Annotated in this window: 26 protein-coding genes; 10 read left to right on the top strand and 16 right to left on the bottom strand. The window is 63.6% G+C overall.

Going from position 1 to position 26,765, the window contains the following annotated elements:
- Positions 1–213 precede the first annotated feature (213 nt).
- From VDP74_RS14245 to VDP74_RS14235, 3 genes are read right to left on the bottom strand one after another with little or no spacing between them, the layout of a single operon-like run.
- Positions 214–1,254, bottom strand: coding sequence for a phosphotransferase (locus VDP74_RS14245; protein WP_323000306.1), 1,041 nt, complete (start codon positions 1,252–1,254; stop codon positions 214–216).
- Positions 1,251–2,027 (bottom strand): SDR family NAD(P)-dependent oxidoreductase, encoded by a 777-nt coding sequence (locus tag VDP74_RS14240; RefSeq protein WP_323000305.1) that lies wholly within the window; start codon positions 2,025–2,027, stop codon positions 1,251–1,253. Before VDP74_RS14240 ends, VDP74_RS14245 begins: the two co-directional genes overlap by 4 nt.
- Positions 2,028–2,029: 2 nt before the next feature.
- On the bottom strand, positions 2,030–3,229 hold the full coding sequence (locus tag VDP74_RS14235; RefSeq protein ID WP_323000304.1) for an acyl-CoA dehydrogenase family protein: 1,200 nt from the start codon (positions 3,227–3,229) through the stop codon (positions 2,030–2,032).
- Positions 3,230–3,357: 128 nt separating this feature from the next.
- Between VDP74_RS14235 and VDP74_RS14230 the strand changes: the two genes are divergently transcribed.
- The 8 genes from VDP74_RS14230 (at position 3,358) to VDP74_RS14195 (ending at position 11,463) form a co-directional block, all read left to right on the top strand.
- Positions 3,358–4,026 carry a GntR family transcriptional regulator gene (locus VDP74_RS14230; RefSeq protein ID WP_323000303.1) on the top strand — a complete coding sequence of 223 codons (669 nt, stop codon included), beginning with the start codon at positions 3,358–3,360 and terminating at the stop codon, positions 4,024–4,026.
- A 179-nt stretch (positions 4,027–4,205) separates the two neighbouring features.
- Positions 4,206–5,774, top strand: coding sequence for a class I adenylate-forming enzyme family protein (locus VDP74_RS14225; protein ID WP_323000302.1), 1,569 nt, complete (start codon positions 4,206–4,208; stop codon positions 5,772–5,774).
- 78 nt (positions 5,775–5,852) lie between these two features.
- Positions 5,853–7,580: a thiamine pyrophosphate-binding protein gene (locus tag VDP74_RS14220; protein ID WP_323000301.1), complete on the top strand. Its 1,728-nt coding sequence runs from the start codon at positions 5,853–5,855 to the stop codon at positions 7,578–7,580.
- 56 nt (positions 7,581–7,636) lie between these two features.
- Positions 7,637–8,644: a TRAP transporter substrate-binding protein gene (locus VDP74_RS14215; RefSeq protein WP_323000300.1), complete on the top strand. Its 1,008-nt coding sequence runs from the start codon at positions 7,637–7,639 to the stop codon at positions 8,642–8,644.
- Positions 8,645–8,660: 16 nt separating this feature from the next.
- Positions 8,661–9,203 carry a TRAP transporter small permease gene (locus VDP74_RS14210; protein WP_323000299.1) on the top strand — a complete coding sequence of 181 codons (543 nt, stop codon included), beginning with the start codon at positions 8,661–8,663 and terminating at the stop codon, positions 9,201–9,203.
- Complete coding sequence (locus tag VDP74_RS14205; protein ID WP_323000298.1) at positions 9,200–10,471, top strand: TRAP transporter large permease; 1,272 nt, start codon at positions 9,200–9,202, stop codon at positions 10,469–10,471. Before VDP74_RS14210 ends, VDP74_RS14205 begins: the two co-directional genes overlap by 4 nt.
- A 26-nt stretch (positions 10,472–10,497) precedes the next feature.
- Positions 10,498–11,202, top strand: a complete 705-nt coding sequence (locus VDP74_RS14200; protein WP_323000297.1) for a GntR family transcriptional regulator — start codon at positions 10,498–10,500, stop codon at positions 11,200–11,202.
- 132 nt (positions 11,203–11,334) lie between these two features.
- Positions 11,335–11,463 carry a hypothetical protein gene (locus tag VDP74_RS14195; RefSeq protein ID WP_323000309.1) on the top strand — a complete coding sequence of 43 codons (129 nt, stop codon included), beginning with the start codon at positions 11,335–11,337 and terminating at the stop codon, positions 11,461–11,463.
- Positions 11,464–11,553: 90 nt separating this feature from the next.
- Here the strand turns inward: VDP74_RS14195 and VDP74_RS14190 are convergent, their stop codons facing one another.
- From VDP74_RS14190 to VDP74_RS14145, 10 genes are all read right to left on the bottom strand, one after another.
- On the bottom strand, positions 11,554–13,017 hold the full coding sequence (locus tag VDP74_RS14190) for an Nramp family divalent metal transporter (protein ID WP_323000296.1): 1,464 nt from the start codon (positions 13,015–13,017) through the stop codon (positions 11,554–11,556).
- A gap of 237 nt (positions 13,018–13,254) precedes the next feature.
- On the bottom strand, positions 13,255–13,893 hold the full coding sequence (locus tag VDP74_RS14185; protein ID WP_323000295.1) for a nucleoside triphosphate pyrophosphatase: 639 nt from the start codon (positions 13,891–13,893) through the stop codon (positions 13,255–13,257).
- Complete coding sequence (pyk, locus tag VDP74_RS14180) at positions 13,893–15,335, bottom strand: pyruvate kinase (protein ID WP_323000294.1); 1,443 nt, start codon at positions 15,333–15,335, stop codon at positions 13,893–13,895. Before pyk ends, VDP74_RS14185 begins: the two co-directional genes overlap by 1 nt.
- Positions 15,336–15,344: 9 nt before the next feature.
- Positions 15,345–15,815: a 23S rRNA (pseudouridine(1915)-N(3))-methyltransferase RlmH gene (gene rlmH, locus VDP74_RS14175; RefSeq protein WP_323000293.1), complete on the bottom strand. Its 471-nt coding sequence runs from the start codon at positions 15,813–15,815 to the stop codon at positions 15,345–15,347.
- Positions 15,812–16,207 (bottom strand): ribosome silencing factor, encoded by a 396-nt coding sequence (rsfS, locus tag VDP74_RS14170; RefSeq protein WP_323000292.1) that lies wholly within the window; start codon positions 16,205–16,207, stop codon positions 15,812–15,814. The genes rlmH and rsfS overlap by 4 nt, the downstream gene beginning before the upstream one ends.
- Complete coding sequence (gene nadD, locus VDP74_RS14165; RefSeq protein WP_323000308.1) at positions 16,204–16,821, bottom strand: nicotinate (nicotinamide) nucleotide adenylyltransferase; 618 nt, start codon at positions 16,819–16,821, stop codon at positions 16,204–16,206. The genes rsfS and nadD overlap by 4 nt, the downstream gene beginning before the upstream one ends.
- Positions 16,821–17,723 (bottom strand): oxygen-dependent coproporphyrinogen oxidase, encoded by a 903-nt coding sequence (gene hemF / locus VDP74_RS14160; RefSeq protein ID WP_323000291.1) that lies wholly within the window; start codon positions 17,721–17,723, stop codon positions 16,821–16,823. The genes nadD and hemF overlap by 1 nt, the downstream gene beginning before the upstream one ends.
- 21 nt (positions 17,724–17,744) lie before the next feature.
- Complete coding sequence (gene purD, locus VDP74_RS14155) at positions 17,745–19,043, bottom strand: phosphoribosylamine--glycine ligase (protein WP_323000290.1); 1,299 nt, start codon at positions 19,041–19,043, stop codon at positions 17,745–17,747.
- On the bottom strand, positions 19,040–19,771 hold the full coding sequence (locus VDP74_RS14150; RefSeq protein ID WP_323000289.1) for a YebC/PmpR family DNA-binding transcriptional regulator: 732 nt from the start codon (positions 19,769–19,771) through the stop codon (positions 19,040–19,042). The genes purD and VDP74_RS14150 overlap by 4 nt, the downstream gene beginning before the upstream one ends.
- Positions 19,772–19,825: 54 nt before the next feature.
- Positions 19,826–20,740 carry a DMT family transporter gene (locus tag VDP74_RS14145; protein WP_323000288.1) on the bottom strand — a complete coding sequence of 305 codons (915 nt, stop codon included), beginning with the start codon at positions 20,738–20,740 and terminating at the stop codon, positions 19,826–19,828.
- A gap of 50 nt (positions 20,741–20,790) precedes the next feature.
- Here VDP74_RS14145 and VDP74_RS14140 point away from each other — a divergent pair, with 50 nt between their 5' ends.
- Positions 20,791–21,780 carry a quinone oxidoreductase gene (locus VDP74_RS14140; protein ID WP_323000307.1) on the top strand — a complete coding sequence of 330 codons (990 nt, stop codon included), beginning with the start codon at positions 20,791–20,793 and terminating at the stop codon, positions 21,778–21,780.
- A 26-nt stretch (positions 21,781–21,806) separates the two neighbouring features.
- Here the strand turns inward: VDP74_RS14140 and VDP74_RS14135 are convergent, their stop codons facing one another.
- Both VDP74_RS14135 and pepN read right to left on the bottom strand, forming a co-directional pair.
- The gene (locus tag VDP74_RS14135; protein ID WP_323000287.1) at positions 21,807–22,817 is read right to left on the bottom strand and encodes a class 1 fructose-bisphosphatase; all 1,011 of its coding nucleotides are present in this window, start codon (positions 22,815–22,817) and stop codon (positions 21,807–21,809) included.
- A 48-nt stretch (positions 22,818–22,865) separates the two neighbouring features.
- Positions 22,866–25,568, bottom strand: a complete 2,703-nt coding sequence (gene pepN / locus VDP74_RS14130; RefSeq protein ID WP_323000286.1) for an aminopeptidase N — start codon at positions 25,566–25,568, stop codon at positions 22,866–22,868.
- A gap of 167 nt (positions 25,569–25,735) precedes the next feature.
- Between pepN and VDP74_RS14125 the strand changes: the two genes are divergently transcribed.
- The gene (locus VDP74_RS14125; protein WP_323000285.1) at positions 25,736–26,359 is read left to right on the top strand and encodes a DUF4136 domain-containing protein; all 624 of its coding nucleotides are present in this window, start codon (positions 25,736–25,738) and stop codon (positions 26,357–26,359) included.
- 46 nt (positions 26,360–26,405) lie between these two features.
- Here VDP74_RS14125 and VDP74_RS14120 read toward each other — a convergent pair.
- Positions 26,406–26,765, bottom strand: a 360-nt coding sequence (locus VDP74_RS14120; protein WP_323000284.1) for an H-NS histone family protein, incomplete at its 5' end; no start/stop codon positions are given.

Below are 26,765 nucleotides of genomic sequence, written 5' to 3'. Positions count from 1 at the left end.
CAGGCTTCTATACCGCAAAGCCCCTGCAGATACCCTCTGCAGGGGCTTTGTCTTTTTTACGACCACCGACGCCCTCATCAGGCACTGAACATGAGCGCCGGCTGAAGCCTTTGCATTAACCGCCTGACCTGTGCAGGTTCTGCTGGGTCATTACAAGTTTCGCATGGCGCCCCGGGCGGATCCGGATCGGTGCAGCGGCAGCCCGGGGCCTGTTTACCGGCGCGATGCCATGTAGCGCTGCGCCGCCTGCCACCCGAGCTCGGCCAGCGGCCCGGCCTTGGCGCCGGTCTGCTCCGCGTCGGCGGACGCCGCGTTGCCGTCCCTGGCACGCTGGGCGATGCCGTGCAGGATTGCGGCCATCCGGAACAGGTTGTAGGCGAGGTAGAAGTCCCAGTGCTCGGCCGCCTGCCGTCCGGTGGCCTGTTCGTACCCGGCCACATAGTCCTGTTCCTGCGGAATGCCCAGTGCCGTCAGATCCAGTCCGCCGATGCCGCGCCACAAGGTGGATGGAATGCGCCAGGCCATGCACAGGTAGGCCAGGTCGGCCAGCGGGTGGCCGAGTGTGGACAGTTCCCAGTCCAGCACGCCGATGACTCGCGCCTCGGTGGGGTGCAGGACCAGATTGTCGAGCCGGTAGTCCCCGTGTACCAGTGTGGTTTCGTCGTCCTGAGGCAGGTATTGCGGCAGCCAGTCCATCAGCCGCTCCATGGCGGGTGTAATGGGTACGGTGGCGGCACGGCACTGGCGCGACCAGCGAGCGATCTGGCGGCCCACGTAATTGCCGTGCTTGCCATAGTCGGCCAGCCCCACGGCCGCATAGTCCACGGCATGCAGTGCTGCGATGACGCGCCTCATCTCCTGGTAGATCACGCGGCGCTCGCCGGGTGTCATGCCCGGCAGGGACTGGTCCATGAGTACGCGGCCCCGCAGGAACTCCATGACAAAGAACGGTGTCCCCAGCAATGAGTCGTCATCGCAGTAGGCCAGCATGCGTGGCACGGGAACGGGGCTGTCCTGCAGTGCCCGCATGACGCGGTATTCGCGGTCGATGGCGTGGGCCGAGGCCAGCAGGACACCGGGTGGCTTCGTGCGCAGGACGTAGTTGCGGCCATCCGGCACGGTGAGGCGGTAGGTGGGGTTGGACTGCCCGCCCGCCAGGACCGTGGCCTCGATTGGCCCCGCATCAGCCAGGCCCTGTGTGCGCAGGTAGTCGCCCAGAACGTCCAGGGGCAGGGCGGGGGACGCGGCGCTCATAGCGAACTCACCAGATGCGCGCCATCCACAGCGATGGCGGCGCCCGACATCGCGGCCCCGGCGTCGCTGGCCAGCAGCAACAGCGGCCCATCGAGGTCGTCCAGCTCACCAAAGCGGCGGCTGGGGATGCGGCTGCGCAGCTTGTCGCCGGCTTCGCTGCGCAGGAAATCCCGGTTCAGGTCGGTCACTACATAGCCGGGCAGCAGGGCGTTCACACGAATCCTGTGACGTGCGAGTTCCAGCGCCATGGCCTTGGTGGCCTGGATGACGCCGGCCTTCGATATCGCATATGGCGCCACGCCGCCCGCCACGCGTTCGCCCAGGATCGAGGCCACATTGATGATCGCGCCGCCATTTCCGGCCGCCACCATGCGGCGCGCCGCCTCGGTGGCGACGAGCCAGCAACCCTTCAGATTGGTGTCCAGCACCTGATCGTAGTCTGCCTCGCTTTGCTCCAGCAAGGGGCGCGTCACGGTCACGCCGGCATTGTTCACGAGGACGTCGGGCACACCCCATTCGCCCACGGCTTCCAGGCAGGCGCGTACGCTGGCGGCGTCCGTCACGTCCAGCGCAAACGCACGCGCCTGACCACCTGCGGCGGTGATCCTGTCCACGACATCCTGCAGCTTGTCGGCCCGGCGAGCTGCCACGGCGATTTTGGCGCCCTGTGCGGCCAGCATTTGGGCAAAATGCGTGCCCAGGCCGCTGGATGCGCCCGTGACCAGCACCAGTTTGTCTTGCAGGCCGAATCGGTCCATCACATTGGATTCCATGTTCAAGCTCCTGACGGCTGCGACGCCTCGGCCTGTGCTTTCCCGGCCATATGCACCAGTTTTCTCGCCATGCTCCAGCGGTGTACTTCGCTGGGGCCGTCATAGATGCGGAAAGCCCGCATGTCGGTAAAGATGCGCATCACCGGGGTTTCGCCCGTCACACCCTGGCCGCCCAGGATCTGTACGCTGCGGTCCACCACGCGCCATTCGGCCTCGGAGCACACCACCTTCGCCCGGCTCGATTCGAAATTACATTTCTCGCCCTGGTCCAGCAGCCACGCTGTATGCCAGATGTGCAGGCGCGCGGTGTGCAGGTCCATGTCGTTGTCGGCCAGCATGTAGCCCACCCCCTCGTGTTCCGCCAGAGGCTTGCCGAAGGCATGGCGCTTGCGTGCGTACTCGAGCGCGGTATCGTGCGCGCGGCGCGCCTGGCCCAGCCAGCGCATGCAGTGCGTCAGGCGCGCCGGTGCGAGGCGCACCTGGGCGTAACGAAAACCCTTGCCGGCCTCGCCCAGCACATCGCCCGCAGGGATGCGTAGATTGTCGAAGCGCAACACACCGTGGCCACCGGTAAAGCAGGTGTCCATCGCATCCATATTGCGTTCCAGCACAATGCCCGGCCGGTCCATGTCGCTGAGGAACATGGTGGCCGAACCATCCTCCATGCGCGCCATGATGATCACATAATGTGCCCCATCCGCCCCGGTGATGAACCACTTGCGGCCATTGATGAGGTAATCGTCGCCGTCGCGCATCGCCGTGGTGGTGAGCATCGACGGGTCGGCACCGGCTCCGGGGGGGGGCTCGGTCATGGCAAAACACGAGCGCCAACGACCCTCCACCTGTCCGCGCAGCCAGCGCTCCTTTTGCGCGGGCGTGGCCACTTCCTCCATCAAATGAATGTTGCCTTCGTCCGGCGCGTGGATGTTCAGCGCGGTGGGCCCGAGCCAGGAATAGCCCGCCTCCTCGAACACCACGGCCTTTTCCACGTGCGTGAGGCCCAGGCCGCCCATCTCGCGCGAAGCGTGTGGCGTGAGCAATCCGGAGGACTTGGCGCGTGCCACCAGTTCGTCGCGCAGCGCCGGGCTCGGGCCGTGGCTCGACTGGCGCTCGTCGTGTTCGAGCGGGATCACCTGCTCGGCGATGAATTGTCGGGTCCTGTCGCGCAATGCGCACAGATCGGGCGAAAGAGAGAAGTCCATCACAGTGCCTCACAAAGGTAGCATCAGTCAGAATGATCATATTGTAGATTAAATTGTCAGACAATGTTGAAAACAAAATGCTATGCTATGTGCTACTTCTGACTTGACTACCTCGTTCCGACCGCTCTATGCCCACCGCAATGCGCACCAAACCTCCCAAAGACGCTCAGGAAACCGCCGCCGATGCTGTGTTCCACGGCATCATGCAAGCCCTGGCGCAGCAGCGCCTTGTGCCGGGCCAACGCCTGGTCGAGGTGGATCTGGCAGCCCAGTTCGGTGTCAGCCGGGCCTCGGTGCGCGAGGCGCTCCAGCGGCTGTCGGCCGAGGGCATGGTCGAGTTGTTCCGCAACAAGGGTGCAGTCGTACGCAGCTTGTCCACCCAGGAAACGCTGGAGGTGCTGGATGTCGCCGAGCGGATCACCGGGCTGCTCGCGCGCAGCGCGGCGCGCGCCATCGCGGCGGGCGCGGCACGCACGCCAATCGAGGACGCCATAGCGCGGCTGGACGAGGTGGACCGCAGCCAGGACGCGGACGCCTTCGCCGGCGCTCGCCGCGAGCTCTATCGCGCCTTGCTGGTCACCAGCGGCAGCCGTGAGCTGCGTCGCCTGCTGCCCTCGATCAATATGCCCATTGTCTACGCTCAGCACCGTCCGGCGTCGTTGCAGCAAGTGCGCATGCGGGATTACCAGCTCATGTGCGAGGCGATCCTGGCCGGTGACGAGGCTGCGGCCGATGCCGCCGGCATGCAGCACGTGCGCAACGTGCGGGAAGTGATCGAGCAGCGCCTGCGTCGCTGAACGGAGCCTACAGCACTCGGAATTGGTCCGTTTGTCAGGGTAAACACCACCCGCGATGGTGGGTTCTTTCTCACAAACCCCCCGTTTCATCTGGCTTTTCATGAGAATATTGGTTGACATCATTAAATTCTGAATTCAGAATTCAGTAAAAAATAGAAATCGCTACAGGAGACATCATCTTGAGCTTGCCCGTTCTCAATTTCGCTGAGATGCTTGAGGCCAAAGCACGCCTTATGCCCAATCGGCTCGCCGCACGAGACCTTGAACGGTCCTTGACCTTCGGTGCCTGGGACGCTCGCGCCAATCGTCTTGCCAATGCCCTGGCCTCGTTGGGCTTGGTGAAAGGCGACCGGCTCGGTGTCCTTGCATACAATTGCCTGGAGTGGGCGGAACTCTATATTGCGACCGCCAAGTCCGGTGTCATCATCGTGCCCATTAATTTCCGGCTCAGTCCGCTGGAGATTCTAAATATTCTCCAGGACTGCGGCGCCCGAGGCGTCATTGTCCAGGACGGCCTCCACGGCCTGATCGAGGAAATTCGAGGCGACCTGGCGATGGATGCCAATCAGATGGTGCACTTCGGAACACCTCAGGCGCCGTCCGGCTGGAAATCCTACGAGTCCATCATCGCCGGCGCGGACGAAGCACGTCCGACGGCAGTTGTCCTGCCTGACGATCCCTGGGCTTTCATGTATACCTCCGGCACTACGGGGCGCCCCAAGGGGGTCATCCGCAGTCACAGGGGCATGGTCATGCTGGCCCTGATCACCGAAGTCGAGCTCAGTGTGCGTAGCGATGAGGACGCGTTGCTGGTTATGCCCATGTGTCATGCCAACTCACTGAACTTCTTCTGCTCCTACGTGTACTGCGGCGCCTGTGTGACCATCTATTCGCGCAAGCGCTTCGATCCCGAACATGTCGCGCAGTCTATGAGCGAATTGGGCACGACCTTTACATCCCTCGTGCCAACTCAATACATCATGCTGCTGGATCGGCCGCGTGCGGAGATCTCACGCTGGGATCTCGGACGCGTTGAAAAACTGATGATCTCGTCCGCACCCGCACGGGCGGACACCAAGCGGCAGGTGATGGAAATGTTCTCCGGCGCAGGCCTGTTCGAGCTCTATGGCTCTAGCGAAGCTGGCTGGGTAACGATGTTGCACCCGCGCGAGCAGTTTTCCCATCTTGGCACTGTGGGACGGGAATGCGTCGGCTCGGGTCCTATCCGGATCCTCGACCAGGACGGCCATGAGGTCCCCGATGGACAATCCGGTGAACTCTTCTCTTTGACGCCCTACCCCTTCTCGGGCTACTGGAACCAGCCGGAAAAGACTGCTGAAGCATTCCGTGGCGCCTATTGTTCGGTAGGGGATGTGGCCCTGCGGGATTCGGATGGATTCATCCGTCTGGTCGATCGCAAGGAAAACATGATCATTTCGGGTGGGGAAAACATCTATCCCACCGAGATCGAGGCGGTCATCTCGGGTTGCCCTCTGGTGCGCGACGTGGCGGTGGTCGGTGTGCCCGATGACAAGTGGGGCGAGTCGGTGCATGCCGTCGTGGTTCTGTGCGACGGTGCGGATGCGGACGCCCAGGCCATCATCAATTGGTGCAATGGGCGCCTGGCTGGCTACAAACGCCCGCGCACGGTGTCCTTCGTCGATGAGTCGGGCATGCCGCGTACCGCAACGGGCAAGATCCGCCATTCCGCGCTGAAGAAGCAGCTGTCCACACCCGCATCCGCCTGACCCGCGGACCAGCCGATCTCGGGGTATGTCGACACGGCTGACTGATCTCCCATTCGACCACCTTACATAGGGGCTACCATGACTTCCGCCATCAAATCTGCCGCTGTTATTGCAAAACGGCTCGCCGCACACGGCGTCGAGCGGGTTTTCGCGCTGTGTGGTGGCCACATCATGCAGATCTGGATGGCGTTGGCCGACGAGGGCATCGAAATCGTCGATGTGCGCGATGAGCGCTCGGCGGTCTACATGGCCCATGCTGCTGCCGCAGTCAGTGGCAAGCTGGGTGTGGCTCTCGTGACTGCCGGCCCCGGCGTCACCAACGCCGTCACGGGCATTGCGAATGCCCATATGTCCCGCATCCCCGTGCTGATCGTATCCGGCGTGCCGCCGATGCCGCAGGAAAACCGTGGGGCTCTGCAAGACATGTCCCATATTGAAATCGTGCGCTCGATCACCCGTTATGCGCGCACCGTGCATCATGCGCACGCCGTGCCTCGCGAGCTCGACGCCGCCATTGCCGCTGCACAGGGCTTTGCCGGCGAACTCGGACCGTCATTCATCGATTTTCCCGTGGACGTTCAGCGTGACCTCGTACCCTCGGCCCTGGTGACGGGTCCAGGCTCGGTCGTAGCCGCCCGCCCCCTCAGCGAGGCGCCTTCGCAGGCGCTGGATGAGGCCGCGGCTCTCATTTCAAATTCCGAGCGGGTGCTGGTGATCGCCGGTCGTGGCGCGAATCCGGCTGCACAGGCGCTCTCGCGCTTCCTGGACGTCAGCCAGTCCGCCTATCTCGATACGGGTGAAACCAAGGGCATGATTCCCGACAGCCATGGAAGTACGATCGCGGCGGCGCGCGGCTTGGCGATGAAACAGGCCGACCTGGTGATCACGATCGGCCGCAAGCTTGATTTCCAACTGGCCTTTGGATCGCCTGCGGTCTTTAAGGACGCCCGGTTTCTCAGGATCTCGGATGTGGCTGCGGAACTACTGGACAATCGGCCGGGGGACGTCAATCTGTTGGGCGGGGTGGCCACGGCCCTTGAAGGACTGAGCGATCGCCTGGCCGCGTCAGGACTGGCCGCTTCGCGTCAATGGCTGGGGCAGATGCGTGCGGAGCATGAATCGCGCGCCAAGCGCCTGGATGCTTCGTTGGCAGCGGCGCCAGAGGATGCCCTGGGCCGCATTCATCCGAATCGTTTGCTAAGCGAGATTCGTCAGCGCCTGGATCCGGATGCCGTCCTGATTGCCGATGGCGGGGATTTCCTGAGCTTCGCCCGCGTGGCGCTCAACAGTCGCACGTATCTGGATCCGGGGCCATTAGGTTGCATCGGCCTGGCCACCCCCTTTGCGCTGGGTGCCGCCAAGGCGGCGCCCGGCCGGCAGGTGGTGGCTGTGACGGGTGACGGGGCCTTCGGCTTTTCCGCCATGGAAATCGATACGGTCGTGCGCCAGAAGGCCCCGGTCATGATCGTCATCAGCAATAACGGCTCGTGGGCCATTGAGGTTCGGGACCAGATGGAAAGCTTTGGCAAAGTCGTCGGAACCGAATTGCAGACAGCTGACTACGCGGCCATGGCGCGTGCCTTCGGCATGAAAGCCTGGCGTGTTGCCCGGCATGCCGAAATCGGCCCGGCATTGGACGAAGCCTTTGCCGTCCTGGAAGCGGGCGAACCCGTGCTGATCGACGCACTCACATCACCGGATGCGGCCTCATCGGATAGTAAATCGGGCTTGGCATGGGTGCCGAAATACCAAGCTCTGGAAGCCTGGGATATCGCTGAGCGTGACTGGCTGGGAGTTCCGGACTGACCCGCAAGGCGCATACATCATTTATTCACAAAAAGCAGAAATTCGGAGGACACAATATGATCAAGCCCTTTATCGCATCATTGGTATCTGTAGCCGCTCTGCTGCTCTCGCCCGGAGGAGCCATGGCCCAGCAAGTTAATTTGCGCCTTGCACACGTCTTTCCACAGCAAGGCGCTGTCGGTGAGGCGGCCGATATGTTCGCCAGACTGGCGGATGAGCGCAGCAACGGCCGCATCAAGATCGCAGTTTTTCCCGCGGGCCAATTGGGTGGTGATGAGGCCATCGGTCGCGCCCTGATCCGGGGCACCATCGACCTGGCCTTGGTCAATCCGAACTCCATGGTCGGGATGGATCCTTTGTTCGACTTCCATATTCTGCCGTTCATTGCGACCAACTATGAGGATGTCGATCGTATTTATTACGGTGATGACGACAATGTTGTGCGCAAGACTCTGCGCGAGACAGTCGAGCGTCATCGCATGAAGGTGCTCGGCTACTTCGAGAACGATTTCCGTGCGATTTCCAACTCCAAGCATCCCGTCAAGGCTGTCGAAGACCTTCATGATCTGAAACTGCGTGTGGTTCCCTCGCAATCCTTGCGCATGTTCTTCGAGAAGGCCGGAAGTCTTGTGGTTACGATGCCGTTTCCCGAACTCTTTACGGCGCTGCAGCAAGGCACCGTGGATGGTCAGGAGAACGGTGTGATTCTGATCCATCAGGCTCGTTTTTTTGAGGCGCAGAAATATGTGACCTTACTCAACCATTCTTATGTGATGTCAACCATCACGGCCAGTCAGCGTTCCCTGGATAAGTTGTCGAAAGAGGACCAGGAACTGCTCGCCCAGATTGGCAAGGAGGTCGGCGAGTGGCAAGTCAAGAAAAATCGCGCGGATGTCGCCGGTGCCCTGGAGTTCGTAAAGGCTGCGGGCATCGAGGTCATCGAGCCCACCCCTGAGGCCCTTGCGCAGTTCAAGGCGCTCGGTCAGCAGGTCTGGGAGGAACTCAAGCCCGTGTATGGCGCCGAGCGCATCGACGCCCTTCGCAAGCTGGTCAGTGCGAAATGATCCATAGGGGACGGTAATGAATCCGAATGCCGAAAAGAAAGGCCCGGCCTGGCTACAGCAGATCAGAAAGGTCGAGCATAGCCTCTATGGCTTGGAAAAATCGGTTTGCGTGGTCTCGCTGATCGTCATGGTGGCATCCACTGGATATTCCGTGCTGATACGCAACTTGCACATTGCCGTTCCCAACTACGGCGAACTGGGTTTGGCCGCGCTGATTCCTCTGACGCTGGTGGGTGGGGCCATGTGCACCTATATGGGCTCGCATATTGCGGTCGAGATCGTGCAGACGGCGAAGTCGCGGTTGTTGCGGCATCTGGCAGAAGTTGCAGCAGCCGTATGTTCCCTGGTGTTCGCCGTCCTTTATTTCTACAGTGGCGTCGTCTTAGTCGAGGAATTCCGCGATACGGGGGACAAGCTTCTTGATCTGGGTACGCCATTGTGGTGGTTGGCGCTGTGCTTCCCTATTGGCATGGGCTTGATGGGCTTTCATTGTGTCACCAGGATATTGTGCGTCTTTTTCGGCTGCTCCCAATCTGAAGAACACAGGAGCCCGGCATGATTGCGTATCTTCTGATATTTTTGATTCTGGGGGTGCCGGTCGGCGTGGCCTTTTCGCTGGTAATTCTGATGGATGCCGAAGCCTGGAGCATCGATTTGGAATTCATTGGGCAAACCACGCTGGATGCGCTGCTGAACTACCCATTGTTGGCTATTCCGCTGTTCATACTCGGCGGCGAGCTCATGTCTCATGGCGGCCTGACCAGGCAGTTGGTGAAATTCAGCCGACGGCTGCTCCATCGAACCAATGGCTCGATGGGGCATGTGATGATTGTGGCCAGCGCCTTGATGGGTTCGATTACCGGCTCGTCTGTAGCCACTGTTGCGGCCATCGGCCGTGCCATTGGGCCCGAGATGCTTGGTCGGGGATATCGGCCCGGCTACGTCGGGGCGCTGAATGCTTCCTCGGGCCTCCTGGGTGTATTGTTGCCTCCGTCCATTCCGCTGATTCTGTACGGCGCGGCCGTGGGGGTGTCGATCACCAGTCTGTTCCTGGCCACGTTGTTGCCTGGGCTGATCTTCGTCGGGATGTTCATGCTGCTCCATCGCGCCCGGGTCAAACACGTGCTGCCAGGCGGCCGGGAATCTGACATGGTCAGCGAAGGCGGCGAGCGCCACGAGAAAGATTTTGGGTTGCCTTTGGCGGCTGCGCTGTTCATGCCGGTACTGGTGCTGGGTGGAATCTATTCAGGTCTGTTCACGGCGACCGAAGCGGCAGCTGTTGCCGTGATCTATGCCCTGGTTTATGCCTTGTTGACCCGTTCGACATCGCTATCTCAATTGGGTGAGGGGTTCACGCGTGCTGCAGCCAGTGGCGCAGCGGTCATGTTCGTGATCGGCTTCACTACGATCTTCAACCGCGCCCTGATACTGGAACAGATCCCGCAGGCCGTCGGGACCATGGCCATTGGATTGACGGACAATGTCTGGCTGTTTTTGCTGGTGGTCAATCTCGTACTTTTACTGGTTGGCATGTTCATGGAAACCAGCGCGGCCACCTTGCTCATGGGGCCCTTGCTGGCACCCGCCGCCGAGCGTTACGGAGTCGATCCTGTACATTTCGGGATCCTGCTGGTGGTGAATATCGAGATCGGCCTACTGACCCCGCCATTGGCGGCGAACCTGTACGTGGCGGCCCTGGTGAATAAAATACCGCTCGTGCCATTGATGCGGCAGTTACCGTGGTTTGTGGTGGCTTGCCTGGCCTGCCTCATGCTGATTACGTATGTCCCTGAGGTTTCCCTCTGGTACCATTACTTACCTCGGTAAAACCAGTTCTTGGAAAGTCTATCGACGTGCGTAAGGTAACGAATCTTCCAAGCCGGGCTGAGCAGGTCTATCAGATCATTCTCGAAAATATCTGTGATGGCACATTCGAGCCCGGACTTCATTTGGTTCAAGAAGACTTGGCTACCCAGCTTGGCGTATCGCGCCAACCGGTGCAGCAGGCGATGCTGCTGCTCAAGAGCGAAGGTCTGGTGATCGAGTCGGGTGCACGCGGCCTGTATGTCGCGCCTCTGGATCCCCAACGCATTGTGCATCATTACCAGGTGCGGATCAGCCTGGACCGGCTGGCGGCCCGCTTGGTCGCTGAACGGATTGCGGCTGGCAGCGATGCCTTGCGTCAGCGCTTTGAGGAATCCGCTCACAAGCTTCTGGCCCAGGGTGGGTTGGCGCAGGCGCAACACGATGCCAACCGTGCCGTGCTGTTGGATATGAGTTTTCATTCCCTGATCTACACGTATTCGGGCAATCCGCTGATTGGCGTCGCTGCCGAGCCTCATTGGAATTTTCTGCGGCGGGTCATGGTCAGTGTGCTGCTACATGCCGGTCGTGGTTCGACTGTGTGGCACGAACATGAAAGCATCCTGGAGCGATTGCTGGCGGGCGATGCGGAAGGGGCGGAGCAGCAAGTCGCCACGCACATTCTGGGAGCCCAGTCCGCCCTGCTTGCCGCCCTGGAGGCCGTCAGAGAGCCGGAAGCAGACGTTCAGGCTTAGGCTGTTTGGGTTTTTCTGTGCGGAATGCACGAGCACCCGGACGGGTATTGCGCGATATGCCACCAAAATAGTGGCGCGCGCGCCAGGTTCTATCGCGCAGTGTGTGAGGCGCACCTTCGGTGCGTCATCCGGGTGGACCTTGAAAGTGGGCTCTTCACCTACCAGATCCACGATCAGGCACTGGCCCTGGCGCGTGCCATGGATGGCAAGCTCCTGCGGGTGGCAAGGCCGACGCCAGCCGAGGCCTTCGTGAATCTGTAGTGGAGCGACTTTAAGCCGCTCCTTTATAAACCAATGGGTTGAGATTCTAACTGTCGAGCTCGGGGGGCTCTGTCTGGGACTAAGGGATGATCAGAAGAGCTTGCCGAACTGATCGATCAGCAGGTAGATCGAGAACCCGCCGTAGAACACGACGGCCCACAAGATGGCCGCGAAGCGCACGCCCGTCAGGCCGATGGACCGCGGCAGCATGCAGCGGTTCAGCTGGATCAGCAGGACCGAATACACGAACATCACCAGGCCGTTCAGCGCCGAGGCGATCACCAGCAGCAGCAAGGGCTGGCTGACACCTGACAGCAGGATGATCGAACCAAAGGCCACCATCAGCCAGACCACCAGGAAATACAGGCGGCTTTCGGTCCAGGTCTTGTTGTCGCGCAGCCAGTTGTTCTTGGCGATGTCGGCCACGATGCGGCCGATCATGTCCAGCACGGTCAGGTTGGTGGACAGCAGCACCACCACCCCGGTGAACCAGAATGCCGGGCCAACCCAGGTGCCGACCTTTTCGTTGAGTGTTTCACCCAGCAGGCGCACGAAGTCGAAGTTCTTCGCCTCGCCGCCGACGCCCAGATAGGTGTAGGCCAGCATCATGAACAGCAGGATGGCGAGCAGGCCCAGTACGAAGAATGTGAGGAACTGTTCACGATTGGCGACGCTCCACCAGCCGCGCCAGCGTTTCATGTTGGCTTCGTTCTGAGGAAAGAAGTGGCCGATGGCGGCGCCCGTGGTTTCCTCGCCGGTGATGGGCGAGACGATCTTGGGCAGCAGTGCCCCCATGCCCATGCCCTTGTCGCGCACCCAGTTGGACTGCGCCAGGTTCATGACGCCGCCGGCGCCCGCAAAGGCGATGGCCCCCAGCAGCAGTGCGATCGGCAGTTTGCCGATGGCTTCGGGGATCTGGGGAACTTCTGCGGTGAAGCCGGATACCAGTGCTGACCAGGATTCTCCGGTCAGCAGACCGAAGATGATGTAGACCATGAAGATCACGATCAGGGCGACCAGGAAGAACTGGATTTTTTCGACGGTCTTGTAGACCACCGGGGATACCGTCAGGATGATGCCGATCAGGACCAGAGAAGCGATGGTGATCGGGATGACGGCGCCCGGGGACAGGCCGAAGGCGTAGGTCAGGGCAGTGGAACTGCCCGTGGCCCAGCCAGGCCACATCCAGGGAATGACCGCCATGATGATGAACAGCCAGCTCCAGGGTTTCCACAGACGGGTGAAGCCCGTGACAGCCGTCTCGCCCGTCGCCAGGGTGTAGCGGGTGATTTCCATGTTCAGGAAATACTGGGTCAGGATGCCGATGGTGGCCAGCCAGACCAGCGCCAGGCCGGTCTGAGTCGAGATGTACGGCCACAGAACGAATTCACCGGACCCGATCGAGCCTGCCAGCAGCAGGACGCTGGGTCCGACGACTTTTTTCAGGGGCAGGGGTTCGGGGAGATCCCGGTAAGTGACAGGGGGCAGATTGCCACTGCGGATTTCAGAGGCGGTCTGGCCGGATGCGGCGGGACTGACAGCTGGTTCAACCATGTGCAATACCTCTTTGGAAGGTAGGATGTTTGCAACGATGGCCCTGCATGCAGCCACGGCCATCACCGGAGCTTGCGATGTTCAGCAAGTTGTCAGAGCATGCTAGGAGACGGACACGGACAGGTCAAGGACGAGCCCAGAAATTGAGGGATAACCCGGGGGTTGAAATCTGCCCGATGCGGCATGCCTCAGGGCATGTGCAGCGAGTATCCGTTTGGCGGATACTCGCGTCCGGGTTCAGCGCGCGTGCGTCGCGACCTGCCGCAGCAACTGCGCGGTTTCATGCGCAGGCAGCCCCATGACGCCGCTGTGGCTGCCCGACAGGTGTGTGATGAAGGCGGCGGCGCGGCCCTGAATGGCATAGCTGCCGGCCTTGCCGAAGGGTTCGCCGCTGGCGCAGTACTGCTGGATGTCCGCGTCGGACAGATCCTGAAAGCCGACCTGGCTGATCTGGCAGGCTTCCAGCAGGCGGCCCTGCGAGGCCAGCACGACGGCCGTGTGCACCTGATGCGTGCGGCCTGAAAGACGGCGCAGCATTGCGGCTGCATCGGCGGCATCCGCCGGCTTGCCCAGCACGTCGCCATCCAGGATGACGGTGGTGTCGGCACACAGGATGGGCGCCTGCGCCCAGTCTTCGGGCCAGGTCGCAGGGATGTCGGTGGGGCGTCCGCCAGCGGCCAGCCAGGCCAGCGCCTGGCGCGCCTTGTCCCGTGCCGTGCGTCGCACGTAATCCGCTGCTGCCTCGCCCGGCAGAAGGGGTTCGTCTTCGCCTTCGGGCGGCGGCACTCGCAGGATGCCGTGGGCAATGCCCAGTTGGTCAAGAATTTCGTGGCGTCGCGGGCTGGCCGAGGCCAGCAGGATGAAGGTGGGCATCATCAGGCGACGCGCAGGATCTTCAGGCCGTTGGTGCCGCCGCTGTTGCTGTAGAAATCGCCCTTTGTCAGGATGATCCAGTCGCCCGCCTGCAGCAGGCTGCGCTGACGCAGGATGTCGATGGCGGCCTCGCTGACCTCGGACGGCGGCAGGGCCGCAGCGTCGAACGGCACCGTGTAGACCCCCCGGAACAAGGCGGCCCGGCGCTGGGTAGCCACGTGGCGGGTATAGCAGTAGATCGGCACACCGGAACGGATCCGGGACATGATCAGCGGGGTATGGCCGCTTTCGGTCAGGCTGATGATGGCCTTGATGCCGGGAAAGTGGTTGGCCGCATACATGCTGGCCAGCGCGATAGTCTCGTCGCAGCGGGTGAAGGTCTCTCCCAAGCGGTGGTGGGACTTGATGCTGGTCGGTTCCTGTTCGGCGCCCAGGCAGATACGGGCCATGGCCTGGACCGCCTCGACCGGATACTGCCCGGAGGCAGACTCGGCCGACAGCATTACGGCGTCCGTGTAGTCCAGCACGGCATTGGCGACGTCCGATACTTCCGCCCGGGTGGGGATGGGGCTGGCAATCATGGACTCCATCATCTGGGTCGCCGTGATGACGAGCTTGTTCAGGGTGCGGGCATGCTGGATGATGCGTTTCTGGATGCCGGCCAGGCGGGCATCGCCGATTTCCACCCCCAGGTCGCCTCGGGCGACCATGACGCCGTCGCTGGCCCGGATCAGATCGTCCAGGGACGCATCGTCGGCGACGGCCTCTGCACGTTCGATCTTGGCGATGATCCAGGCGGTGCTGCCGGCTTCGCGCACCAGGCGCCGGGCCTGTTCCATGTCGGCGCCGGATCGGGGAAAGGAGACCGCTACATAGTCCAGGTCGAGTTCTGCCGCCAGGCGGATGTCCTGATGGTCCTTGTCGGTCAGACTGGGAGCCGAGATGCCGCCGCCGCGCCGGTTGATGCCCTTGTTGTTGGACAGCGGGCCGCCGACTGCAACGACTGTATGGACGGCGGCCTCGTCGACCGAAGTGACCTGCAGAATGACGCGCCCGTCGTCCAGCAGCAGTTCGTCGCCGGGGGCGCAGTCCTGAACCAGCGGCGGGTATTCAATGCCGACGACGGACGACGTGCCGGCGTCCAGCGGGTGGTGGATGGAGAGCGTGAAGGGGGCGCCGGCGTGCAGTTCGATGGCGCCGTTCTGGAAGCGCGCAATGCGGATCTTGGGGCCTTGCAGATCGCCCATGATGGCGACATGCCGGTCCAGTCGGGCTGCGATGGAGCGCACCAGCCGGACGCGCTCTCGGTGGTCGTCGGCCGAGCCGTGCGAGAAATTCAGCCGGGCGACGTCCAGGCCGGCCTGGATCAGGGCCTCGATGCGTTCCGGGCTGGATGTCGCCGGCCCCAGCGTGGCAACGATTTTAGTGCGGCGGCGGGCAGTCATGGCGGATCCTCAATCGCGGTGATAGGGATGCCCGGACAGGATGCTCCAGGCACGGTAGAGCTGTTCGGCCAGCAGGATGCGGACCATGGGGTGCGGCAGCGTCAGCGAGGACAGGCGCACCGTCTGGCGGGCGGTCTGCTTCAGTGCCGGGTCCAGGCCGTCCGGCCCACCGATGATGAGGGCGACGTCCTGGCCGCCGGCTCGCCAGTCTTCCAGGTGCTGCGCCAGGTCGCGTGTGCTGAGGTCGCGCCCGTGTTCATCCAGGATGACGCGCCAGGCCGGTTCGTGCAAGGCGGCTTCGATGCGCTGGGCTTCGGCCTGCATCAGCTGGGCGACGGTTTTTCCGTGTGTGCGGGGTTCCGGGCGAATTTCGTGCAGTTCGATGGCGCAGTCGCGCGGCATGCGTTTGGCATAGTCCTGCCAGGCGTCCTGCACCCAGGCGGGCATGCGGGTGCCTACCGCGTAGATGCGCAGTTTCATTCCTCGGGGAAGTCCTCGTCGAAATCCGAAGCCTGGGCCGGGCCGGTGGGCAGCAGCTTCACGCGCACCGGTTTGGCGCCCCAGATTTCTTCCAGGTTGTAGTAGCTGCGGATGGCGGGCTGCATGCAGTGCACGACGATGTCGCCCAGATCGATCAGCACCCATTCTCCGGTATCCTCGCCTTCGAAGGCCACGATTTCCAGGCCTTGCTTCTTGGCTTGTTCGGCGACGTGGCTGGCGATGGCGCGGGTCTGACGGTTGGAGGTGCCGCTGGCGATGATGACACGGTCGAACAGGCCGGTCAGGCCTGTGGTGTTGAAGACCTTGATGTCCTGGGCCTTGGTGTCTTCCAGGGCGTCGATGACGAGGCGTTGCTGTTTTTGCAGATTCATGGCGTTCGGGTGCTGTCCGGGGAAAGGCCCGGGCGTTGATAGAGCTGGTGAGTACGAATGTAACCCAGCACCAGCGGGTCGAGTTGCGACGAGGGCAGGGCGCCCTGAGCCAGTTCCTGGCGGATCGTGGAGGCGGAGACGTCCTGGATGGGAAACGGGATGTGGATCAGGCCGCCAGGCGCCAGCGCGCGCGCCAGTTCGGCCGGCGGCGTCAGAGAGGCGCCTGGACGCTGTGCCACGGCCAGGCGGACATGGCGCAGGATATCGCGCCAGCGGTGCCAGGTGCAGAAATTGGCCAGCTGGTCGGCTCCCAGGATCCAGGTGTAGCGGGCGTTGGGAGGCAGGGCCTCCAGCGTGTCGATAGTGTAGGTGGCGCCGGGACGCTGCAGTTCGATGGGGTTGATGCGCAGGTGCGGATCGTCGCCGCAGGCCAGCTGCAGCATGGCCAGTCGATGTTCGGCGGATGCGCCGAGCTGGTCGCGCTGCCAGGGACGGCCGGCGGGCAGGAGCTCGACGTAGGCCAGCCGCAGGGCTCGGCAGGCTGCCTGAGCCAGGGCGATGTGCGCCCTGTGGACAGGATCGAAACTGCCACCCAGCAAGCCGACCTGAGGCATTACAGCCATGTGCGGGGTTTCAGGTAGTCGGCGAGAGCGGCTTCGGGGGAACCTGGTTCCGGAGTCCAGTCGTAGCGCCATTGCGCGATGGGCGGCATGGATAGCAGGATGGATTCGGTGCGTCCCCCGGATTGCAGACCGAACAGGGTGCCGCGATCGTAGACCAGGTTGAATTCGACGTAGCGCCCGCGCCGGTAGGCCTGGAAGGCGCGCTCCCGTTCACCGTACGGGGTCGTGTTGCGGGCCTGGACGATGGGCACGTAGGCGGGGACGAAGCAGTTGCCCACGGACTGGGTCAGGGCGAAGCAGGCGTTGAAATCCGGGCTGTTCAGATCATCGAAGAACAGGCCGCCCACGCCTCGGGTTTCCTGGCGGTGGCGCAACAGGAAATAGTCGTCGCACCAGGCCTTGTAGCGCGGGTATTTGTCGGTTCCGAAAGGCGCCACGGCGTCGTGGCAGACCTGGTGGAAGTGGCGGACGTCGTCTTCGAAGGGGTAATAGGGGGTCAGGTCCAGCCCGCCGCCGAACCAGAAGATGTCCTGATCGCCGTCGCTGCCATGGGCCACGAACAGTCGCACGTTCATGTGCGTGGTCGGAACGTACGGGTTGCGGGGATGCAGCACCATGGAAACACCCATGGCTTCCCAGCCCCGCCCTGCGAGTTCGGGCCGGTGGGCGCTGGCCGACGGCGGCAGCGTGTGGCCGCGCACGTGGCTGAACAGCACGCCGGCGCGTTCGAACACCGCGCCGTTTTCGCAGTAGCGGGTCAGGCCGCCGCCGCCCTCGGCCCGGGTCCAGGGGTCGCTGCCGAAGCGGGCGCCTTCCAGGTCTTCAAGAGCGCTGACGATGCGCTCCTGCAGGTTGGAAAAAGTCTCGTGGACCTGATCGACGGGGACGTGCATGGGGGCTCCGGGGACAGAAGGTCAATCGTGCCGTTTGTTGCCGGCCAGTGCGCGCCAGCCGATGTCGCGACGGAACTGGCGGCCTTCGAACAGTGTCTGGTTGAGGGCGTCGTAAGCTGCCTGCTGAGCGCGGCGGATGGAATCGGCCAGCGCCGTGACGCACAGGACACGGCCGCCGCTGGTGCGCAATTGCCCGTCCTGCATGGCCGTGCCGGCATGAAACGTGACGCAGGTGTCGGTGTCTGGCGCCAGGCTGGTGATGGCGTCGCCCTTGCGCGGGCTGTCGGGGTAGCCTGCAGCTGCCAGGACCACGCCTACGGCGACGCGCCGATCCCAATCGATGTCGGCCTGATCCAGGGTGCCGTCCAGGGCGTGTTCCAGGGTTTCGGTGAAGTCGCTTTTCACACGCAGCATGATGGGCTGGGTTTCAGGGTCGCCCATGCGGCAATTGAATTCCAGGACCTTCAGCGGGCGGGTGGCATCCGGCCCGGCCCCGATCATCAGCCCGGCGTACAGAAAGCCGGTATAGGGGATGCCGTCGCGCGCCATGCCCTGGATGGCCGGCTGGATGACCTCGCGCATGATGCGGTTGTGCAGGGCGGGCGTGACCAGGGAGGCGGGGGAATAGGCGCCCATGCCGCCGGTGTTGGGGCCGGCGTCGGCATCCAGCAGACGTTTGTGGTCCTGGCTGGTGGCCAGTGGCAGGACGTGATGACCGTCGCACATGACGATGAAGCTGGCTTCTTCGCCATCCAGGAATTCCTCGATGACGACGCGAGCGCCAGCGGCGCCGAAGGCCCCGTCTTCACCCAGCATGTGGTCGATGGCCTGCAGGGCCTCGTCCTGGGTTTGCGCCACGACCACGCCTTTGCCGGCGGCCAGGCCGTCGGCCTTGATGACGATGGGGGCGCCCTGTGCCTGGATGTAGGCTTTTGCCTGTTGCGCGTCGGTGAAGGTCTGGTAGGCAGCCGTGGGGATGCCGTGGCGCTGCATGAAGGCCTTGGCGTAGTCCTTGGAACTTTCCAGTTGGGCGGCAGCCCGGGTGGGGCCGAAGATGCGCAGGCCCGCCGCCCGGAAGGCGTCGACGATGCCGGCGGCCAGGGGCGCCTCGGGGCCGACGACCGTGAAGGCGATTTTTTCTTCGCGGGCGAAGGCAATCAGGGCGTCGGTGTCCTGCAACGGCAGGTTTTCCATCAGCGCGGCATGGGCCGTGCCGCCGTTGCCGGGTGCGACGTAGATCTTCTGCACTCGGGGGGACTGGGCCAGGCGCCAGGCCAGGGCGTGTTCTCGGCCGCCCGAACCGATCACCAACAGCTTCATTCGGCGTCATCCATGACGGCAGTGGTGTAGACCTCTTGCACGTCGTCCAGATCTTCCAGGAGATCGATGATTTTCTGCATGCGTTCGGCGTCGTCGCCCGCCAGCTGGACCTTCGACATGGCCTTCATGACGACGCCGTGGATTTCGGCGCTCAGGGAGGCGGCGTCGAAGGCCTGTTTCAGGGTCGCGTAGTCGCCAGGTTCGCAGGTGACTTCGATCACGCCTTCTTCGTCGGCCTGGACGTCGTCGGCGCCGTTGTCCAGGGCAATTTCCATGACCTGTTCTTCAGACGTGCCCGGAGCGAAAATGAACTGGCCGCAGTGCTTGAACATGAACACCACGCTGCCGTCCTGGCCCAGATTGCCGCCGTGCTTGGTGAGCGTGTGGCGGACTTCGGACACCGTGCGCTGGCGGTTGTCGGTCATGCAGTCGATGACCAGTGCCGCGCCGCCTATGCCATAGCCTTCGTAGCGGATTTCTTCGTAGTTGGCGTCGTCGCCCCCGCCCGCGCCGCGCTGGATGGCGCGCAGGATGTTGTCCTTGGGCATGTTGGCGGCTGTGGCCTTGTCCCAGGCCAGGCGCAGTCCCGGGTTGGCATCTGGGTCGGGGCCGCCGGCGCGGGCGGCCACGGTGATTTCACGGATGATCTTGGTCCAGAGCTTGCCGCGCTTGGCGTCTTGACGCCCTTTGCGGTGCTGGATGTTTGCCCATTTGCTGTGTCCGGCCATAATGTGTCAACTAGGATAAACAGGGAATCCAGCATTTTAACCGCTTGGGGCTCATCAGTCCGGCGAAGGCGCTTTGGAAGTCGTGGCGCTGGCCGGCGCAATGGTCGCGTCGGATTCCGGGTTTGCCCGGCGCAGGCCCGACCAGACGATGGCGCCGATGATCAGGGCGCCGCCCGCCAGGGCGCGGGCCGACGGGTATTGCGCGAACAGAATGGCGGCAAACGCGATGGCGTAGACGGGTTCCAGCGCGATGACGATGCCGGCAGTGCGCGCGTTCAGCCGTGCCAGGCTGGAGACCAGCAGCGCATGGGATAGGGCGGTGCAGAACACGCCCAGCATGAAGATCCACAGCCAGTCCAGCGGTCGCAGGCTGGTGAATTCCTGGAAGCACCAGGGAAGGGTCAGGGCGGCGACGATCAGGTTTTCCCAGCAGGCCAGCTCGCGCCCCTGCATGTGGGCGACGGCCTTGCGGTTGGCCAGCGTGAACAGGGCAAAGGCCAGACCCGACAGCACGCCCCAGGCCAGGCCGATGGTGGCCTGGTCCCGAAAATCAAAGGATGGCGTCACCAGGACGAGGCCCAGGGTGACCAGCCCCACGACCAGCCATTCGGATGGCCGGGTGCGTTCATGGAACACCACGCCTTCCAGCAGGGTGATGAAGGCGGGGAAGCTGGCAAAGCCCAGGGTGGCGATGGCGATGCCGCCGACTTTGACGGCGACGAAGAAACTGGTCCAGTGGATGGCCAGCAGAACGCCGGCCAGTCCCAGGACCCGCCAGGATCTGCGGGGCGGCAGGACGATGCGGTGTCCGCCGTGGCCGATGAACAGCAGCAGGGCGGCTGTGGCGAACAGGGCACGTCCCGCCGTGATCAGGGTGGCGCTGGCCTGGATCAGTTCGCCAAAGATCCCGGTCAGACCGAAAAGAAGGGCCGTCAGGTGGATGGCGAACTGGGCTTGGCGGGAATTCATGCTAGTCTGATTGAGTATCGGCAATACAGGGCCCGCGCGGGCCGGAGGAAATTGCAGTGGAAAAGGCACAGATCATTCAAGTCAGCCAGCACGGGGGGCCCGAGGTCCTGCAGCTGGCCCAGATCGACGTTCCGGCGCCCGGCCCGGGCGAAGTGCAGATTCGCCAAAAGGCCGTCGGCCTGAATTTCATCGACATCTATTGTCGCACGGGCCTGTACCCGAATCCCCTGCCGCATGGCCTGGGCTTCGAGGCTGCGGGCATCGTGGCCGCCGTCGGTGCCGGCGTCAGCCATGTCCGGGTGGGCGACCGTGTGGCGTATGGCCAGGGGCCGATCGGCGCCTACGCCACCCTGCGCAATGTGCCGGGGGAAAAGGTCGTCGCCATTCCGGATAGCGTCAGCTTCGAGCAGGCAGCGGCCCTGATGCTGAAAGGCCTGACTGTCCAGTATCTGTTTCGCCAGACCTACCGCCTGAAAGGCAATGAAACCGTCCTGTTCCATGCGGCGGCCGGCGGCGTCGGCTTGATCGCCTGCCAATGGGCGCGGGCCCTGGGCGTGCGCCTGATCGGCACCACCTCCTCGCCGGAAAAGGCAGCGCTGGCGCGTCGCTATGGGGCCTGGGAAGTCATCGACTACACGCGTGAAGACGTCCCCGCCCGCGTGCTGGAATTGACTGATGGCCAGAAAGTGCCGGTCGTCTACGACGGGGTGGGCAAGGCCACCTGGGAAATGTCCCTGGATTGCTTGCAGCCGCGCGGCCTGATGGTCAGCTTCGGCAATGCGTCCGGCTCGGTGGAAGGCGTCAATCTGGGCCTGCTGGCGGCCAAGGGCTCGCTCTACGTGACGCGCCCGACGGTGGCGTCCTACACGGCGACGGCGCAGGCCATGCAGGCGGCTGCGGCCGACGTGTTCGAACTGGTGACGGCAGGCAAGCTGGACATCGTCATCGGCCAACGCTTCGCCCTGAAGGACGTCGCCCTGGCCCATGAGGCCCTGCAGTCGCGCCAGACCACAGGGGCCACGGTCCTGACGCTGGACTGATCTCCGGTCGCCCGGAGATCGCCGGGTCAGGCTTCCTGGTGGTAGCGGGTCACGCGTTCGACTTCGTTCTTCGAGCCCAGGATCACGCCCACGCGCTGATGGATGGCTTCGGGCTGGATGTCCAGGATCCGCATGTGGCCGTCGGTGGCGCGGCCACCGGCCTGCTCGATCAGGAAGCTCATGGGGTTGGCCTCGTACATCAGCCGCAGCTTGCCCTTGCGCCCGGATGCGCGGGCATCGCGGGGATACATGAAGATGCCGCCACGCGTCAGGATGCGGTGCACGTCGGCCACCATGGAGGCGATCCAGCGCGTGTTGTAGTTCTTGCCCAGCGGCCCGGTTTCACCTTGCAGGCACTCGTCGATGTAGCGTCGCACGGGGGCTTCCCAGTGACGCATGTTCGAGGCGTTGATGGCGAATTCAGTGGATTCCTCGGGCACGCGGATGTTCTCGTGCGTCAGTAGCCAGGATCCCATTTCGCGATCCAGCGTGAAGCCCATGACGCCGGCGCCCACGGTCAGCACCAGCATGGTCTGCGGGCCGTAGATCGCGTAGCCGGCCGCCAGTTGGCGTGTGCCGGGCTGCAGGAAGTCGGCCTCGGCGATCTCGCGCCCTGCGGCCTCGGCGGGCGCTTGCAGGACTGAAAAGATGGTGCCGATCGAGACGTTCACATCAATGTTCGAAGAGCCGTCCAGAGGATCGAAAAGCAGCAGGTTCTGGCCCTTGGGGTAGTGGTTGGGAATGCGGTGGATGGTCTGCATTTCCTCGGACGCCATCGCGGCCAGGTTGCCGCCCCATTCATTGGCCTCGAGCAGGATTTCGTTGGACAGGACGTCGAGTTTTTTCTGGATCTCACCCTGCACGTTTTCCGTGCCCTGGCTGCCCAGGACGCCGCCCAGGGCGCCCTTGCTGACTGCGTGGCCGATGGCCTTGCATGCCCGCGAGACGGTCTCGATCAGCAGTCGCACTTCCGGAGATACCGCCTTGTGTTCTCTTTGCTGTTCGACCAGATACTGGGTCAATGTCTTGAATTTCAAAGTGTTCCCCATTGAAAAGATAAAAAGGTCGGCAAGCCTGGGATCCGCTCAGGATGCCAGGGCCTTGGATACGATTTCGTGCACGTTGCGCGACAGGCCGGGTGCCGCTCGCACGCGTTGCAGCGCAGCCTGCATGCCGTCGCGACTGGCGGGCTCGAAGCGCGCCCAGTTGTCGAAGGCGCGCGCCAGGCGGGCGGCGACTTCCGGGTTGAGTTCGTTCAGGGCCAACACCTGTTCGGCCCAGAAGTCGTAGCCTTCGGGCGTGTGCAGGTTGGCGGGGTTGTCCATGACAAAGCGGAAGATCACGGACCGGGCGCGATTGGGCGTGCGCAGCGTGAAGTCGGGCAGGGCCATGAGTGCGCGGACCTGGGCGACAGCACTGGATGGCGCGCTGGCCTGCACCCCGAACCAGCTGTCCAGCACCAGCGGGTCGTGCCGCCAGCGTTTGTGGAAATCCTGCAGCAGGTCGGCGCATTCCTGCGGCGCGTGCTGCAGCAGCGCGCTGAGCGCGCCCAGGCTTTCGGTCATATTGCGTGCCTGGGCGTATTGGTCTCGCGCCGACTGGATGGCATCGGTTTCGTGGCCGGCCAGCAGGTAATCCAGCGCCAGATTGCGCAGGGCGCGACGCCCGGCAGCCACGGGATCGGGGGAGTAGGGGCGGCCATCGTCGGCCAGCGAGTCGTAGAGGGTGCGCCATGCCGGGGCCAGCCCGGTTCCCAGTGCCGCCTGAACGGCGGTCCAGGCAGCCACAGCCGCCTGGGGTGCCATCGGCGAGCTGCGTTCAATCAGTTCGCGCAGGGCCGGCAGGGCCAGCAGGCGGGCCTGGTAGGCGGGCGACAGGGCCTGGTCCTGCAACGCGGCTTGCCAGAGCGCCAGCAGCGGTGCGATTTCGGGGGCGGGTGTTCGCGCCTGCTGCGCCCGGATCCTGGCCAGCAGGTAGCGCAGGCCGGTTTCCTGGGTGGCATCCCAGCGGGCGAATGGGTCCGGGTCGCAGCGGGCCAGCAGCGCCAGATCGGCGGCGGGGCGTTCGGTGTCGATGATGACCGGGGCTGAAAAGCCGCGCAGCAGGGACAGGACGGGGGCCCGCGGGATGTCGTCCAGAGTCCAGGATTGGCGCGTCTCGCGCAGTTCCAGCACGACGGTGTCCTGTGTGTGCCCATTCCAGGTGATCGGCAGGGCTTGGCCGTCCTGGTCCAGCAGCCCGATGGCCACCGGAATGTGCAGCGGCGGTTTCTCGGCGACGGGGTCCTGGCGGGCCTCCAGGCCCACGGGTGCGCAGTGCTGGCTGAGTGTCAGGTGCAGCTGGCGGGCCGTCGGATCGTAGCGCTGTTCGACTGTCAGGCGCGGAGTGCCGGCCTGCTGGTACCAGCGTCGGAAGATGCCGAAATCCTGTCCTGCATGCTGTTGACTGTATACGGATTCCATGGCCTGGACGAAATCGTCGCAGGTCACGGCCTGGCCGTCGTGGCGGCGGAAATATTCATCCATGCCGGCCCGAAAGCCCGGTTCGCCCAGCAGTGTGTGCTGCATGCGGATGACTTCGGCACCTTTTTCATAGATCGTGGCCGTGTAGAAATTGCCGATCTCCTGGTAGCTGTCCGGACGGATGGGATGGGCCATCGGGCCGGCGTCTTCGGGAAACTGCATCATGCGCAGCACATGCACGTCGTCGATGCGCTTGACGGCCCGGGCGCTGGCGGCCTCGTGTTCCGGCAACCCCTGGGCCAGCATGTCGGCGGAGAACTCCTGTTCACGGAATACGGTCAGGCCTTCTTTCAGGGATAGCTGGAACCAGTCGCGGCAGGTGACGCGGTTGCCAGTCCAGTTGTGGAAGTATTCGTGGCCGATCACGGCCTCGATGCGGCGATAGGCCCCGTCGGTGGCGCTGGCCGGATCGGCCAGAACGTAGGCGGCGTTGAAGACGTTCAGCCCCTTGTTTTCCATGGCGCCCATGTTGAAGTCGCGCGCGGCGACGATCATGAAGCGATCCAGGTCCAGTTCCAGGCCAAAGCGCCGTTCGTCCCAGTGCAGGGCGTGCGCCAGGCAGTCCAGCGCCCAGTGGGTCTGGTCGCGGCAGCCCCGGTCGCTGTAGACCTGCAGCAGGACGGATCGGCCGCTGCGAGTGGTTTCGGTGCGTTCGATGCAGTCGAAATCGCCCGCCACCAGGGCGAACAGATAGCAGGGTTTTGGGTGGGGGTCGCGCCACAGAGTCTGCAGGCGGCCATCGGCCAGGGTGGTCTGCTCGATCAGGTTGCCATTGGACAGCAGGGTGGGGTAGGCGGTCGGGTCCGCGCGCAGCACCACGTCGTAGCAGGCCATGACGTCGGGGCGGTCGGGGAACCAGGTGATGCGCCGGAAACCCTGGGCTTCGCATTGGGTGAACAGTTTGTCGCCCGATACGTACAGCCCCATCAACGTCGTGTTTTGCGCCGGGTGGCACAGGCTGGTGATTTCGATGACGAAGGGCTTGCCCTGCGCGGTCGGCGTCAGTTGCAGCGAGGATTCGTCCAGCCGGTAGTCCTGTGCCGTCAGTGTCCGGCCGTCGATGCGGATCTCGATCAGTTCGAGGTCTTCTCCCTGGAGCACCAGCGGGGCGCCGGGAGGTGTGTGGGGGCCGGGTTCGAAACGCAACGTCGAGTGTACGCGGGTTGCCTGGGCGTCCAGGTCGAATTCCAGCCTGACCTGGGACAGGCGGTAGGGATAAGGGGTGTAATCCTGGCGGTAAATCGTCTGAGCAACATCGGTGCGCATGGTCCTGTCCGTCCTGCCGTGATCGTCAAGACTTCATTGTAGTCGGGCGGTCGGGCTTGCGCCGGGCCGCCACGGCTTGTGTCCGAGTGCAACTGCTGTCTTTCACCCAACCCGGGCAGCGCCTATGATGCAGGTATCTGGGCTTCAGGTGTGAAGATGTGATGGGCATGTTGTCGGACAAAGGCCGTTTGTTGCGGTGCTGGCTGGTGTTCGTGATGATGGCGCTGGGTGGCTGCGCCAGTGTTTTTTCCGCGCAGGTTACGCGGTATCAACAATGGCCCGACCAGACCCAGGGGGCCCGGTATTGGGTCGAACCTGACGCCGATCAGCAAAATAATCTGCAGTTTCAGACGTTTGCCGATACGGTGCGCGCCGCCCTGGGACCGACTGGCCTGGTCGAGGCGCAATCTCGGGCGCAGGCGCGATTCATCGTGCGCATGGACTATGGCAGCCAGCAGGAACAGGAATGGCGCCAGCGCGTGGTGGACCCGTATTTCTACGGCGGTTTCCCAGGGCCCGGATTCGGCTATCACCCCTATTGGGGCGCCTGGGGGCCCGGGCCGGTGGTGGAGACCGTGCCGGTCGTCGTCAGCCGCCTGCATCTGTCGGTGCGCATCGACGACCAGAATCAGCAGGGCCGCGAGGTCTATCGCGCAACGGCGGTGGCGGCGGTGGCGGCGGGGCGGGATCAGCAGCTGGGCGCGGCCATGCCGTATCTGGCCCGGGCATTGTTCGATCATTTTCCGGGACGTAATGGGCAGGTCGTGCGAGTGCGCTATCCCCTGGAATAGAAAAGAAATGGGGCCCTGGCGGGCCCTATGCATGCGCCAGCGGTAATCAGGCGGTCTTTTCGATCAGGAAGGTGTCGCGCGACACGCCGGATGCCTCGGCGTCGGACACCCAGCGCGGCGGCTTGCCGCGGCCCGTCCATTCGGCTTGGGTTTCGGGGTGGCGATATTTCGGCGGAATGACGCGTTTGGCGCCGGAGGCTGCTTTGCGGGGGGCAGTGCTGCGGTTGGCTGGTTTGCGGTCGACGACGGCGGCGATTTCTTCCAGGGTGATGCCATAATCGCGCATGGACCGCACGATGGATGTGATCACCGGCTTGCGTTGTTTGGCTTGCAGGGACTGCAGCTGTTTTTCGATTTTGGCTTTTTCTTTTTCCAGCCGGGTTTTTTGCGAGGCGTAACTGGTACG

Source organism: Castellaniella sp., assembly GCF_034674885.1.
Taxonomy (GTDB): domain Bacteria; phylum Pseudomonadota; class Gammaproteobacteria; order Burkholderiales; family Burkholderiaceae_B; genus Castellaniella.
This window is presented reverse-complemented; position numbering and strand designations above follow the sequence as displayed.